We start from the raw sequence: 21,753 nt of genomic DNA, 5'->3' as shown, positions 1-21,753 counted from the left end.
GCCAGGCCCGCGCCGCCGCAGACGGTTCGGCGACCGAACCGTTGTCGATGAACGAGGCTGTTCAGAGGTGACCACATGGCTGTACGTGGGTGACCGGGAGTCGTTGCCCTGTGAGCGAGCGTTGCCGTTTCGGGTGAGCGAAAGGGACGACTAGGCTCTCGCTCACCATGAACCAGCCCACGGAACCCAAGGCCGACAAGTCGGGAGTGCGCCGGCACAACCTGAGCCTCGTCCTGCGGACCGTCCACGACGCGGGAGAGACCACCCGGGCGGCCGTCGCCGCGCGCGTGGGACTCACCCGGCCCGCGGTCTCCTCCCTTGTCGAACAACTCCTCGACCTCGGGTTCCTCGTCGAATCGGGCAAGACGTTCAGCGGCCAGGCGGGACGGCCCGGCACCGTCCTGAAACCCGCCGACACCGGACCCGCCGGGCTCGGCGTCGAGATCAACGTCGACTACGTGACGGTCTGCGTCGTCGACCTGACCGGCACCGACCGCGTCCGGCGCACCGAACGCCTCGACAACCGCGCCGTCGGCGCCCCCGAGGTCCTCGCCCGGGCCGCCCGTATCGCCGCCGAGGCCCTGGACACGGCCGCCGAGCGACAGCTCGTCCCCGCGGCCGCCGGACTCGCGCTGCCCGGCCTCGTCTCCGACGGAGCCGTCCGGCAGGCCCCCAACCTCGGCTGGTACGAGGTCGACGCCGAGCGTCTCTTCGGCGAGGCGCTCACGGCCCTGCGCCCCGGCACCCGGGGCCTCGCACTGACCTCCGACAACGAGGCCAACATGGCGGCCCTCGCCGAGCTGTGGTTCGGCGCGCTCGGCGACCTCCGCACCTTTCTGCACCTGACGGGGGAGATCGGCGTCGGCGGCGCGATCGTCGTCCACGGCGAACTCCTGCGCGGCGCCCACGGCTTCGCCGGCGAGATCGGCCATCTCGTCGTCGACGCGGAAGGCCCCCGCTGCCGCTGCGGCTCACGCGGCTGCCTCGAACAGTACGCGGGGCAGGCGGCACTCCTCCGCTCGGCGGAGGCGACGGGAGTCCCGGAGCTGGCGGAGCGCGCCGCCGCGGGCGACCGGCGGGCCCTCGACGCGCTCGCCGAGGCGGGCCGGATGCTCGGGCGCGCCCTCTCGGGCGCCGTGAACCTCCTCGACCCCGAGGCGGTCGTCCTCGGCGGGATCTACCCGCAGTTGATGCCGTGGCTCGTCCCGGCCCTGACCGAGGAGCTCTCCGACCGGGTCGTCTCCGGGCTCTGGTCCCCGGACGAGGGCCGGCTGCGCCCCGCCTCCGCGACCACCGACGCCTCCCGGGGCGCGGCGGCCCTCGTCCTCCACGACGTCCTTGCCGACCCGCTGGCGTACGCCACGGCCGCGGGGGACTGAGCGCGCCTCACCGGTCCCGGGCTCGTGCCGCGCGCCGCCCCCGGCTCATGGCCGTCGCGGTTCCGGGCCCATGGCCGTCGTCGTTCCGGTGCTCACGTCCCGACGGCGGGCGGGCCGTACCGCGACGGGTCGACGAACGGCCTGGTCAGGTGTGCCGTCGCCAGCACCGCCCCGCTGTCGGCGGCCCGCGCGAGCAGTTCCTCCCGCGAGGTACGGGCGGCGACCGGGTCGCGTTCGTGGGCGTAGGCCACACCCGGGGCGGCGAGCTGCACGGCATGGACGAGGAGGTCACCCGTGACCAGGACGTCCCGGCCGTCGGGCCGTTCGACCAGGACGGACTGATGGCCGGGCGTGTGCCCCGGAGTGGGCAGCAGCGTGACCCCCGGGCGCAGTCGGTGCCCGCCGTCGACCTCGTGGAGCTGCCCGGCGGCGCGGAGCGGCTCCACCACCCAGCCCCACACGGGGTCCAGCCGGTCGAGGGCGGCGGTCTCCGCGCGCTGGACGACATACCGGGCTCGCGGGAAGTAGGGCCGTCCGGCGGCGTCGGCGGCCCAGCCGGTGTGGTCCTCGTGCAGATGCGTCAGGACCACGGTGTGGACGTCCGACCGGTCGATCCCGGCCGTCGTGAGGAGCTCCGGAAGCCGGCCGGGTACGGGACACCAGGGTGCCCCGGGACCGTCGGCGGGGCCCACGCCGGCGTCGATCAACGTCCAGCCCGCACCGTTCGGGTCGGCGACGGCGAAACAGCGGAAGTCCAGCCGCCAGGAGCCCTCCGGTCCGACGGCGCCCGGATCGAGTGCCGCGGCCGCGGCCCAGTCCGCCGCGACCGCTCCGGGGAAGGCGTCCCGCGCCGACTTGAAGAACAGTCCGGTGGCGTCGAGCAGGGCCGTCACCGGTCCCATCCGTGTCATCTCTTCATCTGCTCTGTCCGACATGACGCCGACTCTGCCACCGGGACGCCCCGCCCGTCCCGAGGACGACCGGAAGATCGTCCGCTCTCATCCCGCTCTCACGCGGGCCTTATCCCGTCATCACGAGCCGCGCCTAGCTTCACGCCCATGTTCTTCACCTACCTCCGGCGCGAACTGCGCCGTCGCAGAAAGGCGGCGCTCGTCGTCGCCTCCGGGCTCGCGCTCGGGATCGCGCTGGTCATCGTCGTCAACTCCGTCTCCACCGGCATGAGCCGGGCCCAGGGCAAGGTCCTCGAGTCCCTCTACGGACTCGGTACGGACCTGACGGTGACCAAGGCGCAGGAACGGCCCGAGGACGGCTCCCGGCCGCAGCGACCCCGGTTCGAGTTCCAGGGCAAGGAGGAGGGCGAGGAGCAGAGCAGCGACCGGCTGATGGTCCAGGGCTTCCAGACCCTCGCGGACTCCACCGTCGCCTCGGTCGCCGGACAGCCCGGTGTCGACCGGGCGGTGGGCGGCCTCAGCCTCGTCAACCTGAAGATCAACGGGGAGTTCGAGCGGGGCCGGATCCAGCGCGGCCAGACCCAGCAGGGTCAGCCGGGCGGCGAGAACGGCCAGAACGGCGGCGCTCAGAACGGCCAGAACGGCGGCGCCGGCGGCGGCTCCGGACCGGGCGACACCGTCACGGGCGGCGGCGCGGCCTTCGACGTCGACTCCTTCACCCTCTACGGCACCGACGTCACCGCACCCGACCTCGGCCCCCTCACCACCTCCACCGTCTCCCGGGGCCGCACCTTCAAGACCTCCGAGACCGACGCGAAGGTGGCCGTCGTCGACAGCGCCTACGCCCAGGAGCAGGGACTCGACGTCGGTGACGAACTGACCGTGAAGGGGATCGAGTTCGAGATCGTCGGCATCGCCACCGCCGACCGTGGCCAGTCCGCCGCACAGGTCTACCTCCCGCTGAAGCAGGCGCAGACGCTCTCCTCCTCCGCCTCCAAGATCACCACGATCTACGTGAAGGCGACCGACTCGACGCGGATCGACGCGCTCAAGACGGCCATCCAGAAGAACGTCACCGGAACCACCGTCACCACCTCGGCCGACCTCGCCCGAACGGTCTCCGGCTCGCTCGACACCGCGGCCGACCTCGCCTCGAACGTGGGCAGGTGGCTCTCGTACGCCGTGCTCCTCGCGGCCGTGCTCGTCGCGGGTCTCCTCACCTCCTCCGCCGTCACCCGCAGGGTCCGCGAGTTCGGCACCCTCAAGGCGCTGGGCTGGACGAGCGGCCGGGTCACCCGGCAGGTGGTCGGAGAGGCCCTCGTCAACGGAGTCGTCGGCGGCGCCCTCGGTATCGCGATCGGCCTGGTCGGCGCGTACGCCGTGACCGTCGCCGGCCCGACACTGACCGCCGAACTCGGCTCGGTCGGCGGCGCGTTCGGCGGTGGAGGCGGCGGACGCGGTGGCACGGTCTTCGGCGGAGGCCCCGGCGGCACCGCCACCGGCAGGACCGTCGACATCGCCCTCACCGCCCCGGTCGGCATCACCACGGTGGGCCTCGCCGTCCTCCTCGCACTGGGCGGCGGGCTCGTCGCGGGTGCCTTCGGCGCCTGGCGCGCCTCGCGGCTGCGCCCCGCCGACGCACTGCGTCGCGTCGAGTAGCCACCCCCACCCACTCACGCACCACAGGAGTCGCACCATGTACGAACTCATCGGCGTCACCAAGCAGTACCGACGGGGGCAGACGAGAGTCGACGCGCTCGCCGGGGTCGACCTCACCCTCGACCAGGGCGACCGGCTCGTCATCCAGGGCCCCACGGGCGGCGGAAAGTCGACCCTCCTCCAGATGCTCGGCGGCCTCGACCGCCCCACCTCCGGCCGGGTCCTGCTCGACGGAATCGACCTCGCCGCTCTCTCCGAGCGCAGGCTGACGGCCGTACGCGGCCAGAACATCGGCTTCGTCTTCCAGAGCTTCAACCTCATCCCCACCCTCACCGCGCAGGAGAACGTGGAGACGGCGCTCGTCCCGCTCGGCATCAGGCCCGCCGAACGCCGCGGCCGCGCCGCCGAGGCCCTGGAGTCGGTCGGGCTCGGCGAGCGCCGCGGCCATCTGCCGTCCGAGCTCTCCGGCGGCCAGCAGCAGCGCGTGGCGATCGCCCGCGCGCTCGTGAAGCGCCCCAAGGTGCTGCTCGCCGACGAGCCCACCGGCAACCTCGACGAGTCGATGCGCGACGAGATCGTCGACGTGCTCGAAGGGCTCTGGAAGGAGCACGGGCTGACCTTCGTCATGGTCACCCACGACAGCGCGATAGCCCGCCGGGCGCCCCGCCTGGCGACGATCCGCAAGGGCCGGATCACGATCAAGGAGAACCGCCCGGCGGCGCCCGCCCCGGTCGAGGCCTGACGGCAGACGCCCGGTGGCCGCGGCCCGGCGGTCGGGGCCCGACGGCCCGCACGGGCACGCCGCGGCCGCGCGGGTGGGCCGGCGGGCTGATGTCCCGGCGGAGGCGACGGGAGTGGTGGCCGGGGCTTCACCAGGATCGTTGTCAGTGGGTGCCCCTAACGTTCTCACCATGACGACGACCTATCTGGAGCTGTCGCAGGACGACGGCGCTGCCCACAAGTTCTACGAAGTGACCGTCGACGACCTCACGGTGTCGGTCCGTTACGGCCGGATCGGCGCCGCGGGCCAGACGCAGCGCTCCACGTTCCCGACGCAGGCGAAGGCGCAGGCCGCCGCGGCGAAGAAGATAGGGGAGAAGGTCCGCAAGGGGTACGCTCCCGCCGTCCGGGGAGAGCGGGCCGCGCGCGCCGTGACGCGCCGTGCGGTGAGCTCCGCGCCCTCCACCGCGCGCGCCGTCGCCCCCGTGCTCTGGCGCTTCCGGACCGGATCGGCGGCCTTCGGCATCCACGTCGACGAGGAGCGCTGCTGGGTCGGCAACCAGGCGGGGGACGTCTTCACGCTCGACCGCACGGGCGAGGTCCAGGCCCGGTTCAGCCTGCCGGACGGCGTCAAGTGCCTGGTCGCCGACGATTTCTGGATCTACGCGGGCTGCGACGACGGCAAGGTGTACGACCTGTCGTCGAAGCTGCCGTTCGCCGCGTACGACATCGCCACCGACGTCGACATCTTCTGGCTCGACATCCACGAGGGCGTCCTGCACGTGGCCGACCGCTCGGGCCGGCTCACCGTCATCGACCACGAGGACGAGCACCAGTGGGCGCGCGGCGGCCAGGGCGAGCACGCCTGGATGGTCCGCGCCGACGGGGACGCCGTCTACTACGGGGACACACGGGGCGTCGCCGCCCACGCGCCGGACGGCGGCGGCGAACTGTGGCACACGGCCACCGAGGGCGGGGTGCTCTTCGGCTGGCAGGAGGACACCGCCGTCTACGCGGGCACGGCCCGCAAGAAGGTCCAGCGGCTCGCGAAGAAGGACGGGCGGATCGAGGCGGTGTACGCCTGCGACAGCCCGGTGTACTCCTGTGCCACCTCGCCCGGCGGCCGGTTCGTCTTCGCCGCCGATTCCTCCTCCTCCGTCTACTGCTTCGCGGAGGACGGCACCCGGCTCTGGAAGCTGGGAACGGGCGGGGGTTCGGCGCTCTCCATGCAGTACCGCGACGAGCGGCTCTACCTGGTGACCACCGACGGGTCGCTGGTGTGCGTGGACGCGAGCGAGGCGGCGATCGAGGCCGCCCAGGGCGGCACGGTCCCCGTCGCCCGGGACATCAAGCTCGCCGCGGCCCTGCCGGTGTACGAGCCCGCGACGACCGTGACCGCCGTCGCGTCCATCAGCGACGCCCCGGCCGGCTCGGTGGTCGTGGAGTGTGTGAACGAGTCGGGCAGGACCCGGGTTCGGGTCGTCTCCCAGGGCTACGACTCCGCGTGGAACGTGCAGTTCCCCCGGGCGATCCGGGAGCCCGGCGCGCGATACGTGGTCGACGCCCTGCACGCCGCCGCGGGCGGCTTCTACCGGGTCCGCGGTGACATCCGGCGGCTGCGGTGACGGCGGGCCATGGGGGAGGGGAGCACGGGGAGAGGGGCGACGGGGAGAGAGTGCACGGGGGAGCCGGCACGTTCCGGGCGGCCACGGGGGACGGCCCGCCGGTGCCTCCGGCCGATGCCGAGCAGCGGTCGCGGGAGGTCAGGACGGCCCTCGACGGGCTGCTCCAGATCAGACGGCTGACCCGTGGCCCGGGCGGCGGGGACCCGAAGGCCGCACCCGCCGACTGGGAACTCCGCCAACCGGTCCGCGCGGTGGCGCTCGCGCTGGAGTCCGGCGGGCTCGCCGCCTCGTCCGTGGACGCCTCCGGAGCACGGATCGCCACCGGATACCGGGTCGGGGCGGGGGACCGGCCGGGAACGGCCGTCGTGGAGTGGCTCGGCCCGGCGGGTTCGGGAGCGGCCCAGGAGGAGACGGCGGCTCTCGGCGCGTGTGTACCGGCCCTGGCGCGGCTCGGCTGGGAGGCCCTGCTCTACAAGGGGCCGCGAGGCCGCCGCTTCCTCGAGGTGGAGCCCATGACCCGCTGAAGCCGCGAGCCGCCACCGGGAGTCGCCGGCCACCGGCCACCGGCCGCCGGCCGGGAGTCGCGTAGCGCGCACCGCGACTCCGGGGGAGGCCTTGGGGCCGGGGGCGGCCCCCGGCGGGGCTCAGGCGATCGAGGCCGAGACGATCGCCGAGACCGCGATGTTGCAGGAGGCGGTCACCCAGACCGCCGGGTGCGGCTGGGGATCGACCAGGGTGGCGCCCAGCTTGCCCGGCGTGACGAGGTCCACGACCAGGAAGGCCACGGCCATCATCACCAGGCCGAGAAGGCCGAACGCGGCCGTCGAGACCAGGCCCTTGCCGAAGTTCTCGTACGTCGTCCAGATCGAGGTGAAGACGATGCCGCCTATGCCGAGGAGCGCCGAGCTCAGCAGGATCGCGGCGTTGCGGTTGCGGTCCTCCCAGATCTGCCGCCCGAGCTTCCCCGGGGTCAGCAGGTCCACGAGCACGATGCCGAGGATCAGCAGAACCACGCCGAGGGCGCCGTAGGCGCCGGCCCGGCCGAGGCCGTTGACGATGTCGCTCATGGGGTGCCGGTCTCCGGGAGGTCACGATCACGGGGGATCGGTGGTCAAGGACCGGCAAAATGTAGCGCACGCGTCAACAGCGCCCGCCGCCCGCCCGGGAATCGGGCGGGCGGCGGGCGCGACGACGGGGAGTTCCGCGGGCGGCGAACCGCCCTGATCAGGCCCCTGGCGGAAGGTCCTTGGCGCGCGAGCGCACCTGGAACGCCGTGACGATCTCGACCGCTCCGACGGCGAGCAGCCAGATGCCTCCCAGGACCATCAGGACGGCCGCCGACTCCAGGGGGGAGACGATGAGGACCACACCGGCGAGCGCGTTGACGATGCCGAGGAAGATGTGCCAGCCGCGCGCCGGCATCGTGACGTCCGAGGCCGCCGCGATGGTCTCGGTGATCCCGCGGAAGAGCCAGCCGATCCCGATCCAGAGCGCGAGCAGCAGAATCGACTGCGTCGCACCTCGGAAGCAGAGCAGGCCGAGCAGGATCGACAGGGCGCCGCTGATGAAGGCCATGACGCGGTGCGCGGTCGTGGTGTGGGTGCCGAAGGCGGCGACCAGCTGCATCACACCGCTGAACAGCAGGAAGAGTCCGAAGAGCAGGCCGGCCACGAACAGCGAGGCGTCCGGCCAGACCAGCACGATGACGCCGAGGACCAGGGACGCGATCCCGGCGAAGAGGAGCGCCTGCCAGGCGGCGCCCGCGAGCGCGCTCAGCGGGCCGGGCGGTATGTCCTGGTGCCTCGGGCCTTCTTGAGTCTGTGCCATGGAGGGTTCCCGTCCTTCCGTGGAGGGGATGTTCGGAGCGGGGCCGGGTCAGAGCGGGGTGGCGTAGGTACTGAGGAAGACCGCCTCGGCCAGCGCCATGTGCTCGATCTCGGAGGGGTCCACGCTCTCGTTGGGTGCGTGGATGAGACAGCCGGGTTCCTCGACGCCGATCAGGGCGATCTCCGCGGTGGGGAACCGGGCGGCGAGGACGTTGCAGAGGGGGATCGAACCGCCCTGCCCCGACTGGACCATGTCCGTGCCGTAGGCCTCGCGGAGCGCCGCCGCGAGAGCCCGGTAGGCGGGGCCGTCGGTGCGCGCGCGGAAGGGCTGGCCGACACCCTCCGGCTCCACCTCCACCCGGGCGCCCCACGGGGCGGCGTCGGTGAGATGGTCGGTGAGGGCGCGCAGGGCGTCCTCGGCGTCGATCCCCGGCGGGACCCGCAGGCTGACCCTGGCCCGTACCTCGGCCTGCACCGCGGCCGACGAGCCCACCACCGGCGGGCAGTCGATGCCGAGCACGGTGACCGCGGGCCGCGCCCACAACTCGTCGGCGACCGAGCCCGTCCCGACGAGGGACACCCCGTCGAGAGCGCCCACATCGGTACGGAACTGTTCGGCCGGGTAGTCCACTCCGTCCCAGGTGCCGTCGCCGGGCAGTCCCTTGACGACGGTGTTGCCGTGTTCGTCGCGGAGGCTGTCGAGGATCCGTACCAGCGCGGCCAGGGCGTCGGGCGCGGGTCCGCCGAACATGCCGGAGTGCATCGCGCCCTTGAGGGTGGAGACGGTGACGACGACGTTGGCGAGCCCGCGCAGCGAGGTGGTCGTGGTGGGCAGGCCGCGGGCGAAGTTGCCGGTGTCGCAGATCAGCAGCGTGTCGGCGGCGAAGAGTTCGGGCTGAAGGGGGACGAGCTGCTCGAGTCCGCCCGTGCCCTGCTCCTCCGAACCCTCCGCCACGAACTTGATGTTCACGGGGAAGCCCCGGCCCTCCGGACCGCCGAGCGCGCGCAGCGCCGTGAGGTGCATGGCGATGTTGCCCTTGCAGTCGGCCGAGCCGCGGCCGTACCAGCGTCCGTCGCGCTCGGTGAGTTCGAAGGGAGGCGTCTCCCAGGCGGCGTCGTCCAGGGGCGGCTGCACGTCGTAGTGGCAGTAGAGGAGCACGGTGGGCGCTCCCTCGGGGCCCGGCGCGTGCCCCACGACCGCGTCCGTGCCGTCCGGGGTCGTCACCCGGCGCATGTCGCGGAGTCCCGCCTCGGTGAAGGCCCGGACGAGGAAGTCGGCGGTCTTCGCGCACTCCTCGGGCGGGAACTGGCGAGGGTCGGCGACGGAACGCATCGCCACCATCGCGGCGAGGTCCTCCTTCGCCCGGGGCATCAGTGCCCGGACCTTCTCCCGCAGGGCTGCGGTCTCGGTGGACTCTGCGGTCATGCGTACCCACTTCCCTCGGGCCGGTGCGGGGCGCGGCTCACGAGGCCTCCGCACGGCGAAGCGCACTCCCACCCAAGCACCGCTGGACAACTGCCGCAAAAGGTGACTCGTACGGAGTATTCGGGCAGTGCCCCGGGCGGCGGGAGCCGACGAGCACGACGACAGTGGACGGCGTACGTGTCCGCTCCCGTCCGCTCCTCCCGCATCTGGAGAACCCCATGGGCCACCTCAATCGACGCGATCTCGGACTCCTCGTGCTGCGGGTCGGCACCGGTGCCGTACTGGCCGCGCACGGCACGCAGAAGCTCTTCGGCTGGTTCGGCGGGGGCGGCATCGAGGGAACCACCAAGGCGATGGAGGCCATGGGCTTCCACCCCGGCCGGGAGAGCGCCGTCGCCGCGGGTCTCGGCGAGGCGGGCGGCGGAGCCCTGCTCGCCCTCGGTCTCGCCACGCCCGCCGCCGGCGCCGCCGCGGCCGGCGCCATGACCGGCGCGGTCGCCGTCCACGCCCCGGCCGGCTTCTTCGCCCAGAGCGGAGGCTACGAGTACCCGGCGTTCCTCGGCTTCGTCGCCGCCGCGATCGGTGTCACGGGTGCGGGACGCTACTCGCTCGACCACGCCACGGGCCACGTCCTCGACCGTCCCTGGGTGGTGGCCACCGCCTTCGTCGGCACCGCGATCGCCGCGGCCGCCGTGGTCAACCGCCGCGCCGACGACCGGGCCGCGGCCGCGGACTCCGCGCCGGAGCCCGACTTCGAGCCGGACCCGGGTCCGGAGCCCGAATCGGCGTGACGCCGACCGGTGGCGGGGGCCCGCACGCGTCCCCCGCGCGGGAGGGATAGGCTCGCCGCAGAGGAAGGGACGACCGCCGCGCATGAAGATCGATCTGACGGACACCAACTCCAGCAAGATCAACAAGGCGATCCTGGAAGGCCGCAGGGCCGTCGGCACACCCGCCGTCGGCGCCGTGCTCACCCTTCTCGTCGTCACCGACGAGGAGAACGCCTACGACGCGGTCAAGGCCGCCAACGACGCCTCCCGGGAACACCCCTCCCGCACGCTCGTCGTCATCAAGCGCCACGCCCGCACGCCCCGCGAGCGCAACGAGACCCGGCTGGACGCGGAGGTCCGCCTCGGCACCGACGCCGGTTCGGGCGAGACCGTCCTGCTCCGCCTCTACGGCGAACTCGGCGCCCGCGCCGACTCCGTGGTCCTGCCGCTGCTCCTGCCGGACGCGCCCGTCGTCGTCTGGTGGCCCGTCGACGCCCCCGAAGTGCCCTCCCGGGACCCGCTGGGCGTCCTCGCCCAGCGCCGTATCACCGACATGTACGCGGTCGAGGACCCCCTCGCCGCCCTGGAGGCCCGGGCCGCCTCCTACGCCCCCGGCGACACGGACCTCGCCTGGACCCGGCTCACGCCGTGGCGCTCGATGCTGGCCGCCTCGCTCGACCAGGCCCCGCTGACCGTGACCTCGGCCGCCGTCGAGAGCGAGGCGGAGAACCCCAGCGCCGAGCTGCTCGCCCGCTGGTTCGAGGTCCGCCTCGGAGTCACCGTCGACCGGATCGTCACCGACGGCCCCGTCGTCACCGCCGTCCGCATGGGCACCGCGGACGGCGAGATCCGCATCGACCGGCCCGAGGGCCCGGTGGCCCGGCTCGCCATCCCCGGCCAGCCCAGCCGGGTCCTCGCCCTGAAGGTCCGCACCACCGCCGAGCTGATCGCCGAGGAGCTGCGCCGCCTCGACCCCGACGAGGCCTACGCCGCCGCCCTGCGCGGCCGCGGCTGAACCACCCGCTTCACGGCTTCTCGAACACCATGACGAAGTCGGACGTCTCCCGCACACGGGGGGACGTCCGGGTCCGGGAGCGATACGAGCCGCTCCCGGGCCTCGTCCACCAGCCGGATGCCCTCGCCCGTCACCGACCAGGCGCCCCTGAAGAGCCCGCCCGCCAGGGAGTCGGCCGTCGCCCGCGGGGACACCCGGAAGGTCGTGGGGCGTTCGGAGGCCGTGCCCCGGTAGACGAGCCCCCGCGCCTCGGCGACCGGCGCGAGGGTCCACGGCCCGTCCTGACGGGTCCGGCCGGGGTCGAGCCGGTCCTCCAGTTCTCCCACCACGACCCCGACGTCGTCCGTGGGGCGGGTGCCTCCGGCCGGGATCACCGGACAGCGGCCACCGGGCCGGAGAGTCCGGGCGACCTCGTCGAAGACCCTGCCGCGGTCGGGCCCGGTGTGCAGCGGCCAGGTGGACACGGCCTGGCTCACGGAGGCGGTCCGCACCGGCAGCCGGCAGGCGTCGGCCACCGCCACCCGCGGACCCAGGCGGTCCAGGGCCCGGGCGAGCATCCCGGACGAGAGGTCGATCCCGTACACCACATGCCCGCGCGCCGTCAGTTCGGCCGCCACGATGCCCGTGCCCACCCCGATGTCGAACACGGGACGGGCCGGATCGAGGAGCGGTGCGAGCTGCTCGGCGAAACCGGCGGCCCGGGCGGTGCCACCGCGCGAGGCGTCGTACCCCGGGGCGATGGCGTCGAACTCCGGAATGCCGAAATGCCGGAATGCCGGAAGCCGATGTCATTCTGATGTCCCCGTTCTCTTCTCCGTCGGATGCGCTGCCGGACGCTGCCGGATGTGCTGCCGGGCGCGCCGCCGGGTGTGCTCCTGGTGTGTGCCGGCCGCCGATGCCGCGGGCGGACCCGTTCACGCCGAGGCGGACCGGCCAGCGGGGGGCGGTGCGGACCCGCCCGCGGCGTAGGACCGGGGCGGATCGCCCCCTGGCTCGGGGTGGGTCAGCCCTCGGGCGTGAAAGTCACGGGCAGCGTCGCCATGCCGCGCGGGATGCCCTCGCGCCGGCTCAGATCCGCGTCCGGGTCGGTGAGCCGCAGGTCGGGGAAGCGGCGCAGCAGGGTGCCGATGGCGATCCTGGCCTCCGCGCGGGCGAGCGGCGCGCCCAGCTCGAACCCGCTGCACGGTTTCGGGCTCCGGCCCATGCAGGGGCCGGTTCGGACCCCGGACACGGCCCCCGACGACCCACGGCGGCGGAGTGCCCGGCCCGTCGGCCGCCACCGCCCGTCCGTCAGCAGGCCAGCGGCACCACGCGCGCGTCGTCGACGAAGAGATGCAGCGCGCCGTCGACGGGACAGCGCAGGCCGACCGAAAGGCGCCGGACCCGACGGTCCTCGCCGAGCGCGTACGCGGCGGCGACCTGGAACAGGTCGTGGTCGGCGGGGCACCTGATCACGTCCGGGGGATCACCCGGGACCGGAACGGCGGACGGCTCCAACCTCCACAGCGCCCGGTCCGAGCTCGCGTACGGATCCCCGCCGGGACTCTCGTACAGATCCCCGTCCTGTACGCCGATGGGCAGGCAGCAGCCCACGCAGAAGCACTCCGACGCGGTCACCTCGAACTCGTGCCCGTCGCAGTACCGGCACACGAGGGCACCGGTCACGATCCGCCGGTCCGCCCCTCCGGGCGGGTCCACACCCAGCAGACGCCCGAGGGCACCGTCTCCCGCGTCGTCGCCCACGGGCCCGCCGCTCCACACGCGCGTACTGTCCACGACGCGAATCGTGTCACCCTCCGGGGTGGCACGGCCGGGCCGGGTCCCCTCGGCGCGCGACGACCGGGCCTCGTTCACCCCCCGGGTTCGGGCACGTGTACCTGACCCCGGGGTGCGCCGAACGGAGGGGACCCTCAGCCCCGCAGCTTCCCCGGCAGCCAGCGCAGTTGGGCCGCCTGCTGGAAGGCCTCGCCGCCCTCGTGGTCGTTGAACTCGTACACCTCGATCGCCTTCTCGTCCTCGGCGTACGCGTTGAAGGCCGCGAACACCGTCGACGGCGGGCACGTCAGGTCCTCCAGGGCCGTCGAGAACAGCGCCGGGGCCGTCGCACGGGCCGCGAAGTGGACCCCGTCGAAGTAGGCGAGTGTCTTCCGGACCCGGTCCGCACGGCCGCGATGCGTCTTGAGGTAGTTGCCTATCTCGCGGTACGGGGTGCGGTCCGTGATCGTCGTCGCACGCGGGAAGTCGCACAGGAACGGCACGTCCGGCGCCACCGCCGCGAGGTCGCCGACGAGCCCCGCCACGGCGATCGTGATCCCGCCGCCCTGGCTGACGCCGGTCACGGCCGTACGGCTCGCGTCCACCAGGGGGTGGGAGCGCGCGGCCTCCACGGCGCGGACCGCGTCCGTGAAGACCCGCCGGTAGTAGTAGGTGTACGGATCCTCGACGCCCCGGGTCATGAAGCCGGGGAACGCCGGGGCGCTGCCCACCGGGTCCGGGGTGTCGCCGGTCGCCCAGCCGCTGCCCTGACCCCGCGTGTCCATCACGAAGTGCGCGAACCCGGCCGAGGCCCAGAGCAGATGGGTGTGCGGAAGGCCGCGCCCGCCGCCGTACCCGATGAACTCCACCACGACCGGCAGCGGTGCGGTCGTGCCGGCGGGCAGGACGAACCAGCCCTTGACCGGCTGCCCGTCGAAGCCCGCGAAGGTCACGTCGAAGACCTCCACCGCGGACAGCCCCGTCGGGACCGCCTCGAAGCGCGCGTCCAGCTCGTGCGCGCGTGCCTCGCCGAGGGTCTCCGTCCAGAACGCGTCGAAGTCCTCCGGCTCGACGGAAGCGCTGCGATAGCCGTGGAGCTGATCGAGGGTGAGGTCGAACCGGGTCATGAATGCCGCCTGGGAAGTCGCTCGGTGAGGGGAGGTCGCGTTCGGGATGCCGACCGGTTCACCCGGCCCCCGCCACCCTAGCCCGCATGATGATCGAATTCATATACATGAATTTCGCTCGCTCCGGCCTGACACTCCGCGCCGCGATGCCGCGAGAACGCCACCGGGACGGTCCCCGTGACATCCTCGGACGAACCGCCCACAGCACGTTCAGTTGTGGGCCTTCGTCGTCCTGCGCGAAGGGACACCATGATCATCAGCCACGCCGTACGTCACCATGAGCTGCACGTGACGCTCCACCACGACCTGGACGTCACCAACAGGGCCGCCGCCGCCCTCCAGATCCAGGCCCTGGTCCAGATGCACCGTCCCACCCGCGTCGTCGTCGGGGTCCCGACCGCCGACCCTACCCCGGCCACCCTCAGCGCCCTCGCCCGCGCCCACCGCATGTGCGCGAGCCTCGGCATCCCCCTGGCCCTCGGCGGAGCGAGCGCCCGCACCCGCCGCCTCCTGGACGTGACGGGCGAGTGAACCGTCCGAGCCGGCGCACCGGGTGTCGGTGACGCGCGTCGGACCCGGGCACGTCGAACCCTGGGGACGCGATTCCCGAGCCGCCCGAGGGACCGTCGGCCGTGGGAAGGAGAAGCCCTCCGGGCACGTCGCCGAGTCCACCCGGCGGGCACCCGGAGGTGTCCTCGGGGAGTACCGGGAGACGACCGAGACGCACCCCCGGGGCCCGGAGGCGCAGGAAGGGTCGGCCGGCCGGGCGGAAGTCGCCGGAGGCGATGTCGCGGAGCGGACGGGGTGCGAGTCCATCGAGAGGAAACCCGGTATCGCTGCAGGGAGCCGGGGCTCTAGCCTGCGGCCCATGCACCGGCCTCGAAGGCGCGACCGGCGCCCGGCTCGCCGCGTGTCGTCACAGCCGGCCCGGCGCCAGGTGTTCCGCATCCCCGCGGCGGGCGCCGATGTGGTCCTGGTCGGCTACTTCTCCGCCCGACAGAAGGACTTCGAGTCGCTCATGGCGACGGCGGCCACGGAACTGGCGGCGCACGGCGCTCGGGTCGTCGCGCGGATCGTGCAACGCCGAGGCGTTTCGGACGGCGGGGCCCGGAAGATGGGGCTGCCCTACTCCTCGAGAACCCTGCTGACCTACGGAAAGGTCCGCGAGGTGGCTCTGGCGTGTGAGCGGGCCGACGCCGACGCGGTGATCTTCGCCGCCTCCCTGACCGAGCGCCAGCGGCGCACGCTGACAAGCATGCTCGGACGCCCCGCCGAGAGTCTCTCCGACATCCTCCCCGCCGACTGACAGCGAACTCGGCGCGGGTCTCTCCGAGCGGCGTCACCCCACCGGCGGCGTGGAACCCCAGGGCCCACTCGCCGCGACAGCCGGGCCACCGGCATTCCCGCGGCCTGTCCGCAACGGCGACTCGGCCCGTCGTGCGGAACCGGGGGGACCGTCGTGCAAGATCGAGACAGGCGCGAGGAGACCGGCATCGCGACTGCGGAGGGTCGAGCGATGCGCCACCCCGCTGGACGGAAACACCCACCCCGCTCGACCGTGATCGTCGCGCTTCGGCCGCAGGGCACTCCCGTCCTTCAGAGCCCGGCCGGCGGCATCCCCACGGGCAGCAGCTCCGGGCGCCGGGCGGCACGGCCGTCGCCGGAGGAACGGCCACGCAGGCGACGGAGCAGCCAGGGGCCGAGGAACCCGGCGGCCCAGCGCAGTTCGGCGGCCGCCGTGCGGACCGCGCCGGCGGTCGCGGCCGTGTCCGGCTCCACCTCCCGGGTCCACGAGTCGTCGCTGCCCGGCAGGTCGAGCGCGTGCGCGAGGGCGGCGGAGATCCGGTCGTGTCCCACCGGGCTCGCGTGCAGTCGGTCCGCGGCCCAGAGGCGCGGATCGGTGGCGGCGGCGTGCGGAGAGGTCTCGGCGAGAGCGACGCCGTGCCGGGCCGCCGCCAGCCGTATGCGGTCGTTGAGGGCGGCGATCCGGGGGGCGACGGGGCGCGCGATGGGCGCGATACGCGTGATGTCGGGGAACGTGACGGTCGCGACGCGCGCACCCGCGCCGGTGAGCGCGGCGAACATCGCCTCCACATGGGCGGCGGTCTCGTCCGGGTCGAAGCGGGGGCGCAGCAGGTCGTTGACCCCGGCGACCACCGTGGCGACATCGGGCCGGAGGGCGAGCGCGGGGCCGAGCTGCTCCGCGCGGACCTGTCCCGCGAGCCGGCCCCGGACGGCCAGGTTGGCGTACCGGACCTCGGGGCTCACCGCCGCGATCCGTTCGGCGAGGCGGTCCGCGAAGCCACGCAGCCCGGTGATGTCGTCGCCGTCGCCGACCCCCTCCGTCTGGCTGTCGCCCAGCGCGACGTATCGCACGTACTGACCGTTGCTCATGCGCCGTCCGTCTCTTCCGCGGCACCGGCGTGCCGCACCCGGAAGCGCATATTACTCAATAAAGTGAGTACTCGTGTCGATGGCTACATGGAGCCCGGTGGACACAGATCGGACCCCACAGTTCGGGGCCGGCCGCAGTGGAACGGCGGCCGGCCCCGAGCGAAGGCGCAGATCGGTCGATGCGACCGGTCAGGGTCCGATGCCCTTCGGATCAGGCCGGGATGCGGACTCCCGCGCCGCTGACCCCGACCCGCCGGTCTCCCGCCCGCAGCTCCACCGTCAGAACACCGGGGCGTCCCATGTCCTCGCCCTGATGAAGGGTGAGAACGGTCGCCTCCGGCACGAGTCGGAGCTCGCGGAGGTACGCGCCCAAGGCGGCGGCCGCCGCCCCGGTCGCCGGGTCCTCCACCACCCCGCCCACGGGGAACGGGTCGCGCACGTGGAAGGTCTCCGCATCGGCGCGCCACACCAACTGCACCGTCGTCAGGTCCAACCGGTGCATCAGGGCCTCCAGGCGGGCGAAGTCGTACGCCAGGAGGCCCAGGCGCTCGCGGGTCGCGGCGGCCAGGACCAGATGGCGGGCGCCCGCGAAGGCGACACGCGGAGGAAACGCCGGATCGAGGTCCCCGGCCGGCCAGTCGAGGGCGGCGAGTGCCTCGGCCAGGTCCTCGGCCGCGATCTCCTCGACGTACGGCTCGACGCTGGTGAGCGTGGCCCGCAGCGCGCCGCCCTCCCGCGTCACGGTGACCGGCACGATCCCGGCGGGCGTGGTGAACACCAGGTCCCCGGGGCCGATGCGCTCACCGAGGGCCACCGCCGTCGCGACGGTGGCGTGCCCGCAGAAGGGCACCTCCGCCTTGGGGCTGAAATAGCGGATGGAGTACGCGCGGCCGGCGTCCGGCGCGCCGTCGGAACGCGCTTCGTCGGACGGAGCCGACGGAGGTGCTGTGAGGAACGCGCTCTCGCTGTAGCCGACGTCGGCGGCGATCGCCAGCATCTCCTCCTCGCCGAGGCCCGTGGCGTCGAGGACGATTCCGGCGGGATTGCCTCCCTCGGGGTCGTCGGAGAAGGCGGTGTAACGCAGGACCTCGGGGGTTGCCCGTACGGAGTTCATGCCGGGGGAACGGCACACGGCCTCGATGTGATTCCCCGGCTCGAGGACCGTGCCGGCATCCGTACGCGCGCAACCCTCCACGCAGTCACCGGTTCGGTGCCGTGCGGCCGACGACAGCCTGCGTCCCGCGTGATCGGCCGAGCAGCTCCCGCCCGCCGCTGATGGACAGCGCGGATCGGGGTACACGGGCGGACATGTCGACGAAGACCGAACGTCTCATGTCCTTGCGGGCCGCACGGCAGCTGCGCCGGGTTCGCGACTTCTACTCGGCAGGCGTCCTGCTGTGGGTGGCAGCCGCGGCCTGGACCGGATGGACCCACCCCGGAAGTCGGCAGATGTGGGTCTCTCTTCTCCTCCTGGCGGTCTTCGCCGGCCTGCTCGCCACGGCCTCCGTCTGGCTGCGGCGCTTCCAGGCCGCCCCGGGCCACAGGCCCGCGCATCACGCCGCCCCCGGCCGCGCCCGCACACGTCACACCGCCTTGGGCCACGCGCGCACGCATCACGCCGCCCCGTGACGCTCGGCCACTCCACGGCGCACGAGCGCTTGGGGCCGGGGCCACGACACACCACCTCTTCACCCTGGCCCGATGCCATGTCAGAAGCCTTTCGGAGCACAGCCATCACGGAGGATGAGGGAAGCAGTGCGACGCTCACACTCCGTTCCACGAGAGGAGTCCCCGTGACCACCTTCGTCATCACCGTTCCCGGCACGTTCACCTCGGACATCACCGACTCCGAGCGCGCCGCCCTCGAACGGAAGCTGGCCCCCCAGCACACAGAAGTGAGCGAGAGCGAAGGCGTGAACCTGCTGACGCTGAACGAGGACGGCACGTTCGCCGTCCGGCTGGAGGTCGAGGCCGCCGACCGTTACGAGGCGAAACTCGACGCGACGAGGCTCGTCTCGGCCGCACTGAGGGAGGCGGGAATCGCGGAAGCCGACGCCCCGCTCGCGCAGCCGGCCGTCACCGGCATCGACAGCGACCTCTGACGCGCCGGTGAGCGGTCGCCCCGGCTTACAAGGCCGACGCGGGGGCAGACGGACAGCACCCTTCGAGAGGAGCCTGATCATGCTCGGCATAGTCGCGGCGGTGCTGTTCTTCATCGCCTTCCTGATCAACGCGGCGGACATCAGCACCAACGACACGTTCTCCTCGGCGAACGTGATGCTGCTCGGGCTGACCGCCCTGGCCCTGCACGTGGCGGGCATCGGTGCCGGCCGGAGCGTCAGACGGCGTTCCTGACACGCCGCCGCGACGGGTGGAGGCTTCCCTCGCGCGAAAGGTGCGGCCTTCCCCCGGGGCTGCCCGCCCCGGACAGTGCCGGGGTGCGCGCACGGACCGCCGCCGGTACGGGCCGGGCGGCGGGAGCGTGGACGGTGACGGGCCGCGGGTGGCGGACCTCGGGGCGGCCGGGCCGCGGCGAGGTGAGCCGGCCGCGTCGGAGACGGGGCCGGCCGGTGCGCTACGGGCCCGGCCACGACCCGCCGACGAACGTAGCCAGCCCGCCGCGTTCACGTCCAGGACCCCCCACACCGCCGCGCGGGCAGGAGAAAAGGCCGGAGCGCCGCGCACCAGGTGCGCGGCGCTCCGGCCGCTGGTCGGAACCGGGGGAGGGGGGACGGGGTCAGTGGTGGAACAGCCGCAGGCCGGTCCGGGCAAGGGCGATGCCGAACTCGCGGCAGGCGTCCTCGACGTCGCCGGAGCGGATCGAACCGCCCGGCTCGGCGATGCTGGTCACCCCGTGCCGGCGGGCGTGGTCGACGTTGTCCCGGAACGGCAGCGAGCCGTCCGACACGAAGGACACCCCGGTGAGCTTCGCGAGCCAGGCGGCCCGCTCGGCCGCGTCCAGCGTGCCGGGCTCCGCCTCGACCGCCTCGCGGAAGCGGGCGCGCTCGTCGTCGGTCAGGTCGCCCTCGACGAAGCGGACCTGCCAGTTCACCCGGTCCTGGCGGCGGACGCCCGGCCGGAACTCCAGCGCCTGCGCCAGCGGATGGCGGCGCAGCCACCAGGTGTCCACCTTGCCCCCGGCGAGCCGGGTGCAGTCCACCCGGGACTGCTGCCCCGCCCCGATCCCCAGCGTCTGCCCGTCCCGCACGTAGCAGACCGAGTTGGACTGGGTGTAGCGCAGCACGGCCAGGCCGAGCAGCAGGTCGGAGCGGGTCTCCTCGGAGAGGGAGCCCACGTGCACGTCGGCGAGGACCGCCCCGGAGAGCTCGACCCGGTCGCGCTCCTGGACCAGACGCAAGCCGAAGACGTCCCGGGACTCCTCCTCGGGCGGCTCGAACGCCGGGTCGGCCTCCATCACCAGGAAGGCGCCCTTCTTCTTCCTCGCCAGGATCTCCAGCACCCCGGGGGCGTACCCGGGGGCCACGATCCCGTCCGAGACCACCTTGGTGAGGAGCTGGGCCAGCTCCACGTCCACCTCGTGCGAGACCGCGACGAAGTCGCCGTACGAGGACTTCGGGTCGGCGTCCCGGGCCCGCAGGTAGGCGCTGGTCAGCTCGCCCACGGAGGCCGCGTCCACGCCGTACAGGCGGGCGGTCGCCTCGTCGACACGGCCCGCCAGGGCGGCACCGGCGGGGGAGACGTGCTTGAACGACGCGGCGGCCGGCCGGCCCAGGGTCCGTGCCGCCTCCCGCACCAGCTGCCAGGAGTTCAGCGCGTCCAGGAGATTGATGTACGAGGGGCGGCCCTGGAGCAGCCGGAGCGGCACCCGCTCCGGGTCCAAGGGCACGGCCCTGGCCGCCGCCTGCTGGGGGTTGATTCCGTAACGCATGTCCACGCCGGGTCTCCTCGGGGTGCTGGGGAGGCTGGGGAGGACGCCCAGGCGGTCGACGTCGGATCCGGGGAGGGGCCGCTTCCTTGTGGTGCTCCACTCTCGCCAGTCACGACCGGGGGGATCGTAGCCGCGACCGCTGAGCGTCGGCAACGCGCGTTCGAACAGTGGTCGTTCACCCCTCGGTACGAAGACCGGTCCGCAGTTCCCGTCGCAGTGCGCGCAGCGCGCGGCGTTCCTCCGCGCGACGCCGCAGCCGGGCTCGCCATCGCTTGCGCGTCATGACGAGGAGGAGCGTCAGGGCGAGGGCGCCGGCGACGGTGAGGGCGGCGATGAGCCAGGGGAAGGAGGACAGCCGGACCGTGTTGCTGTTCACGGTCTTCGTCGCGCCGCCGGGGACCGTGGCGGTCACCGAGGCGGTGACCGTGCGGCGGCCGAGAACGGGAAGGCCGCCCCATCGGCCGGTGAGGGTGGCGCTGCCGCCGGGGATCACATAGATCCCCGTGGGGGTGAGCGGGACGGTACGCGCGGCGCCGCCGCCGGTGATGTTCAGCGTTCCGGCGAAGGTGTAGAGGACGTTGCCCGTGTTGCGTACGGTCACGGTGAACTCCTCCCCGCCACCCGCGGGCCGGTGTTCCAGTTCCGTGAGGGAGACCTGGAGGTCGGTGGTGCCGGGGACGGTGAGTTCGACGAGCCGGGCGATACGGGTCTCGGTGTTCACCCCGCCGCCGACCGCGGGGGTGCGCAGCGCGGTGACCAGGCTGCCGAGGTAGCTGCCCGACGGGGTGCCCGTGGGGACCGCGAGGGAGAAGCGGACCGTGGCGCGGCTCTTCGGCCGCACGGTGACGGTGGCCGCGGAGTCCAGCCTCAGCCAGGACCCGACCGCGACCATCTTCTGGCCCTCTTGCGCGGGGGCCAGGCCGCCACCGGCCGCGTGGGTGACGTCGGCTCCGTAGACGTGGAAGGTGCGGGCCTCGTCGCTCTCGTTGTAGATGACCGCGGAGTCCTCGATCCGGGCGCCGGACTTCAGCGCGTACCCGAAGTGCCCGCCGGTCAGTGTCGTCAGGCCGTGGAGCCCGGCCCGCACGCCGAACGGCGCGCCCGCCGCGGACGTGGAGGGTGTGGGGCCCGGTACTGCCTGCGCGCCCGGCGCCGGAGCGAGGACGAGGACCGTGAGGAGGAGGCTCCACAGGGCGGCGAACCGTGCCCGGTGGGTGGCGGTGGCGCCGCTCCGGGCGCGCGGACAGCTGTTCACGG

The 21,753-nt window shown here is 73.5% G+C and carries 24 protein-coding genes and 1 riboswitch; of the genes, 12 read left to right on the top strand and 12 right to left on the bottom strand.

The window, feature by feature from the left end; all coding sequences use genetic code 11:
- Positions 1-167 precede the first annotated feature (167 nt).
- Positions 168-1,379 (top strand): ROK family transcriptional regulator, encoded by a 1,212-nt coding sequence (locus IE311_RS13525; protein WP_189831884.1) that lies wholly within the window; start codon positions 168-170, stop codon positions 1,377-1,379.
- A gap of 92 nt (positions 1,380-1,471) precedes the next feature.
- Here IE311_RS13525 and IE311_RS13520 read toward each other — a convergent pair whose 3' ends face one another.
- Positions 1,472-2,314, bottom strand: a complete 843-nt coding sequence (locus tag IE311_RS13520) for an MBL fold metallo-hydrolase (RefSeq protein WP_229901902.1) — start codon at positions 2,312-2,314, stop codon at positions 1,472-1,474.
- Positions 2,315-2,437: 123 nt separating this feature from the next.
- Here IE311_RS13520 and IE311_RS13515 point away from each other — a divergent pair, with 123 nt between their 5' ends.
- From IE311_RS13515 to IE311_RS13500, 4 genes are all read left to right on the top strand, one after another.
- Complete coding sequence (locus tag IE311_RS13515) at positions 2,438-3,949, top strand: ABC transporter permease (RefSeq protein WP_189831883.1); 1,512 nt, start codon at positions 2,438-2,440, stop codon at positions 3,947-3,949.
- A 37-nt stretch (positions 3,950-3,986) separates the two neighbouring features.
- Positions 3,987-4,691: an ABC transporter ATP-binding protein gene (locus IE311_RS13510; RefSeq protein ID WP_189831882.1), complete on the top strand. Its 705-nt coding sequence runs from the start codon at positions 3,987-3,989 to the stop codon at positions 4,689-4,691.
- Between the two features lie 169 nt (positions 4,692-4,860).
- A complete protein-coding gene (locus IE311_RS13505) occupies positions 4,861-6,294 on the top strand; it encodes a WGR domain-containing protein (protein ID WP_189831881.1) in 1,434 nt (477 codons plus the stop codon).
- Between the two features lie 101 nt (positions 6,295-6,395).
- On the top strand, positions 6,396-6,818 hold the full coding sequence (locus tag IE311_RS13500) for a hypothetical protein (RefSeq protein ID WP_409351068.1): 423 nt from the start codon (positions 6,396-6,398) through the stop codon (positions 6,816-6,818).
- A gap of 120 nt (positions 6,819-6,938) precedes the next feature.
- Here the strand turns inward: IE311_RS13500 and IE311_RS13495 are convergent, their stop codons facing one another.
- The 3 genes from IE311_RS13495 to IE311_RS13485 all read right to left on the bottom strand — a co-directional run bounded on the left by IE311_RS13495 (position 6,939) and on the right by IE311_RS13485 (position 9,546).
- Entirely contained in the window at positions 6,939-7,361 is a 423-nt protein-coding gene (locus IE311_RS13495) for a DUF350 domain-containing protein (protein ID WP_189831879.1), read from the bottom strand.
- Between the two features lie 157 nt (positions 7,362-7,518).
- The gene (locus IE311_RS13490; RefSeq protein ID WP_189831878.1) at positions 7,519-8,121 is read right to left on the bottom strand and encodes an HdeD family acid-resistance protein; all 603 of its coding nucleotides are present in this window, start codon (positions 8,119-8,121) and stop codon (positions 7,519-7,521) included.
- Between the two features lie 48 nt (positions 8,122-8,169).
- Positions 8,170-9,546 (bottom strand): dipeptidase, encoded by a 1,377-nt coding sequence (locus IE311_RS13485; RefSeq protein ID WP_189831877.1) that lies wholly within the window; start codon positions 9,544-9,546, stop codon positions 8,170-8,172.
- Between the two features lie 218 nt (positions 9,547-9,764).
- Here IE311_RS13485 and IE311_RS13480 point away from each other — a divergent pair, with 218 nt between their 5' ends.
- A complete protein-coding gene (locus IE311_RS13480) occupies positions 9,765-10,337 on the top strand; it encodes a DoxX family protein (RefSeq protein ID WP_189832009.1) in 573 nt (190 codons plus the stop codon).
- An 82-nt stretch (positions 10,338-10,419) separates the two neighbouring features.
- A complete protein-coding gene (gene opcA / locus IE311_RS13475) occupies positions 10,420-11,331 on the top strand; it encodes a glucose-6-phosphate dehydrogenase assembly protein OpcA (protein ID WP_189831876.1) in 912 nt (303 codons plus the stop codon).
- Here opcA and IE311_RS13470 read toward each other — a convergent pair.
- From IE311_RS13470 to IE311_RS13455, 4 genes are all read right to left on the bottom strand, one after another.
- Positions 11,301-11,978 (bottom strand): class I SAM-dependent methyltransferase, encoded by a 678-nt coding sequence (locus IE311_RS13470; RefSeq protein ID WP_189831875.1) that lies wholly within the window; start codon positions 11,976-11,978, stop codon positions 11,301-11,303. The two genes, opcA and IE311_RS13470, sit on opposite strands and share 31 nt — an antisense overlap.
- A gap of 356 nt (positions 11,979-12,334) precedes the next feature.
- On the bottom strand, positions 12,335-12,535 hold the full coding sequence (locus tag IE311_RS13465) for a hypothetical protein (RefSeq protein WP_189831874.1): 201 nt from the start codon (positions 12,533-12,535) through the stop codon (positions 12,335-12,337).
- 86 nt (positions 12,536-12,621) lie between these two features.
- Positions 12,622-13,107: a hypothetical protein gene (locus tag IE311_RS13460; protein WP_189831873.1), complete on the bottom strand. Its 486-nt coding sequence runs from the start codon at positions 13,105-13,107 to the stop codon at positions 12,622-12,624.
- A gap of 134 nt (positions 13,108-13,241) precedes the next feature.
- Positions 13,242-14,213 carry an acetylxylan esterase gene (locus tag IE311_RS13455; protein WP_189831872.1) on the bottom strand — a complete coding sequence of 324 codons (972 nt, stop codon included), beginning with the start codon at positions 14,211-14,213 and terminating at the stop codon, positions 13,242-13,244.
- Positions 14,214-14,462: 249 nt separating this feature from the next.
- Here IE311_RS13455 and IE311_RS13450 point away from each other — a divergent pair, with 249 nt between their 5' ends.
- Together IE311_RS13450 and IE311_RS13445 are read left to right on the top strand one after the other, a co-directional pair.
- Positions 14,463-14,744 carry a hypothetical protein gene (locus IE311_RS13450; RefSeq protein WP_189831871.1) on the top strand — a complete coding sequence of 94 codons (282 nt, stop codon included), beginning with the start codon at positions 14,463-14,465 and terminating at the stop codon, positions 14,742-14,744.
- Between the two features lie 379 nt (positions 14,745-15,123).
- The gene (locus IE311_RS13445; protein ID WP_229901901.1) at positions 15,124-15,519 is read left to right on the top strand and encodes an HflX-like GTP-binding protein; all 396 of its coding nucleotides are present in this window, start codon (positions 15,124-15,126) and stop codon (positions 15,517-15,519) included.
- A gap of 290 nt (positions 15,520-15,809) precedes the next feature.
- Here the strand turns inward: IE311_RS13445 and IE311_RS13440 are convergent, their stop codons facing one another.
- Positions 15,810-16,607: an SGNH/GDSL hydrolase family protein gene (locus IE311_RS13440; RefSeq protein WP_189831870.1), complete on the bottom strand. Its 798-nt coding sequence runs from the start codon at positions 16,605-16,607 to the stop codon at positions 15,810-15,812.
- A 211-nt stretch (positions 16,608-16,818) separates the two neighbouring features.
- Positions 16,819-17,721, bottom strand: coding sequence for a PhzF family phenazine biosynthesis protein (locus IE311_RS13435; RefSeq protein WP_189832007.1), 903 nt, complete (start codon positions 17,719-17,721; stop codon positions 16,819-16,821).
- A 194-nt stretch (positions 17,722-17,915) separates the two neighbouring features.
- On the opposite strand from IE311_RS13435, the gene IE311_RS13430 reads away from it, so the two are divergent.
- The 3 genes from IE311_RS13430 to IE311_RS13420 all read left to right on the top strand — a co-directional run bounded on the left by IE311_RS13430 (position 17,916) and on the right by IE311_RS13420 (position 18,962).
- On the top strand, positions 17,916-18,236 hold the full coding sequence (locus IE311_RS13430) for a hypothetical protein (protein ID WP_189831869.1): 321 nt from the start codon (positions 17,916-17,918) through the stop codon (positions 18,234-18,236).
- A 164-nt stretch (positions 18,237-18,400) separates the two neighbouring features.
- The gene (locus IE311_RS13425; RefSeq protein ID WP_189831868.1) at positions 18,401-18,709 is read left to right on the top strand and encodes a hypothetical protein; all 309 of its coding nucleotides are present in this window, start codon (positions 18,401-18,403) and stop codon (positions 18,707-18,709) included.
- A 79-nt stretch (positions 18,710-18,788) separates the two neighbouring features.
- A complete protein-coding gene (locus IE311_RS13420; protein ID WP_189831867.1) occupies positions 18,789-18,962 on the top strand; it encodes a hypothetical protein in 174 nt (57 codons plus the stop codon).
- A 382-nt stretch (positions 18,963-19,344) separates the two neighbouring features.
- On the opposite strand, the gene IE311_RS13415 is transcribed toward IE311_RS13420, so the two are convergent.
- Both IE311_RS13415 and IE311_RS13410 read right to left on the bottom strand, forming a co-directional pair.
- The gene (locus IE311_RS13415) at positions 19,345-20,496 is read right to left on the bottom strand and encodes a phosphoribosylaminoimidazolecarboxamide formyltransferase (protein WP_189832006.1); all 1,152 of its coding nucleotides are present in this window, start codon (positions 20,494-20,496) and stop codon (positions 19,345-19,347) included.
- Between the two features lie 38 nt (positions 20,497-20,534).
- Positions 20,535-20,619: riboswitch (ZMP/ZTP riboswitch) on the bottom strand.
- 52 nt (positions 20,620-20,671) lie between these two features.
- The gene (locus IE311_RS13410) at positions 20,672-21,751 is read right to left on the bottom strand and encodes a hypothetical protein (protein ID WP_189831866.1); all 1,080 of its coding nucleotides are present in this window, start codon (positions 21,749-21,751) and stop codon (positions 20,672-20,674) included.
- Between the last annotated feature and the right edge of the window lie 2 nt (positions 21,752-21,753).

The sequence above is a fragment of the Streptomyces zaomyceticus genome, from assembly GCF_014656215.1.
Lineage (GTDB): Bacteria > Actinomycetota > Actinomycetes > Streptomycetales > Streptomycetaceae > Streptomyces > Streptomyces zaomyceticus.
Note: the sequence above shows the minus strand (reverse complement) of the source record. Positions and strands in the feature narration are given on the sequence as shown.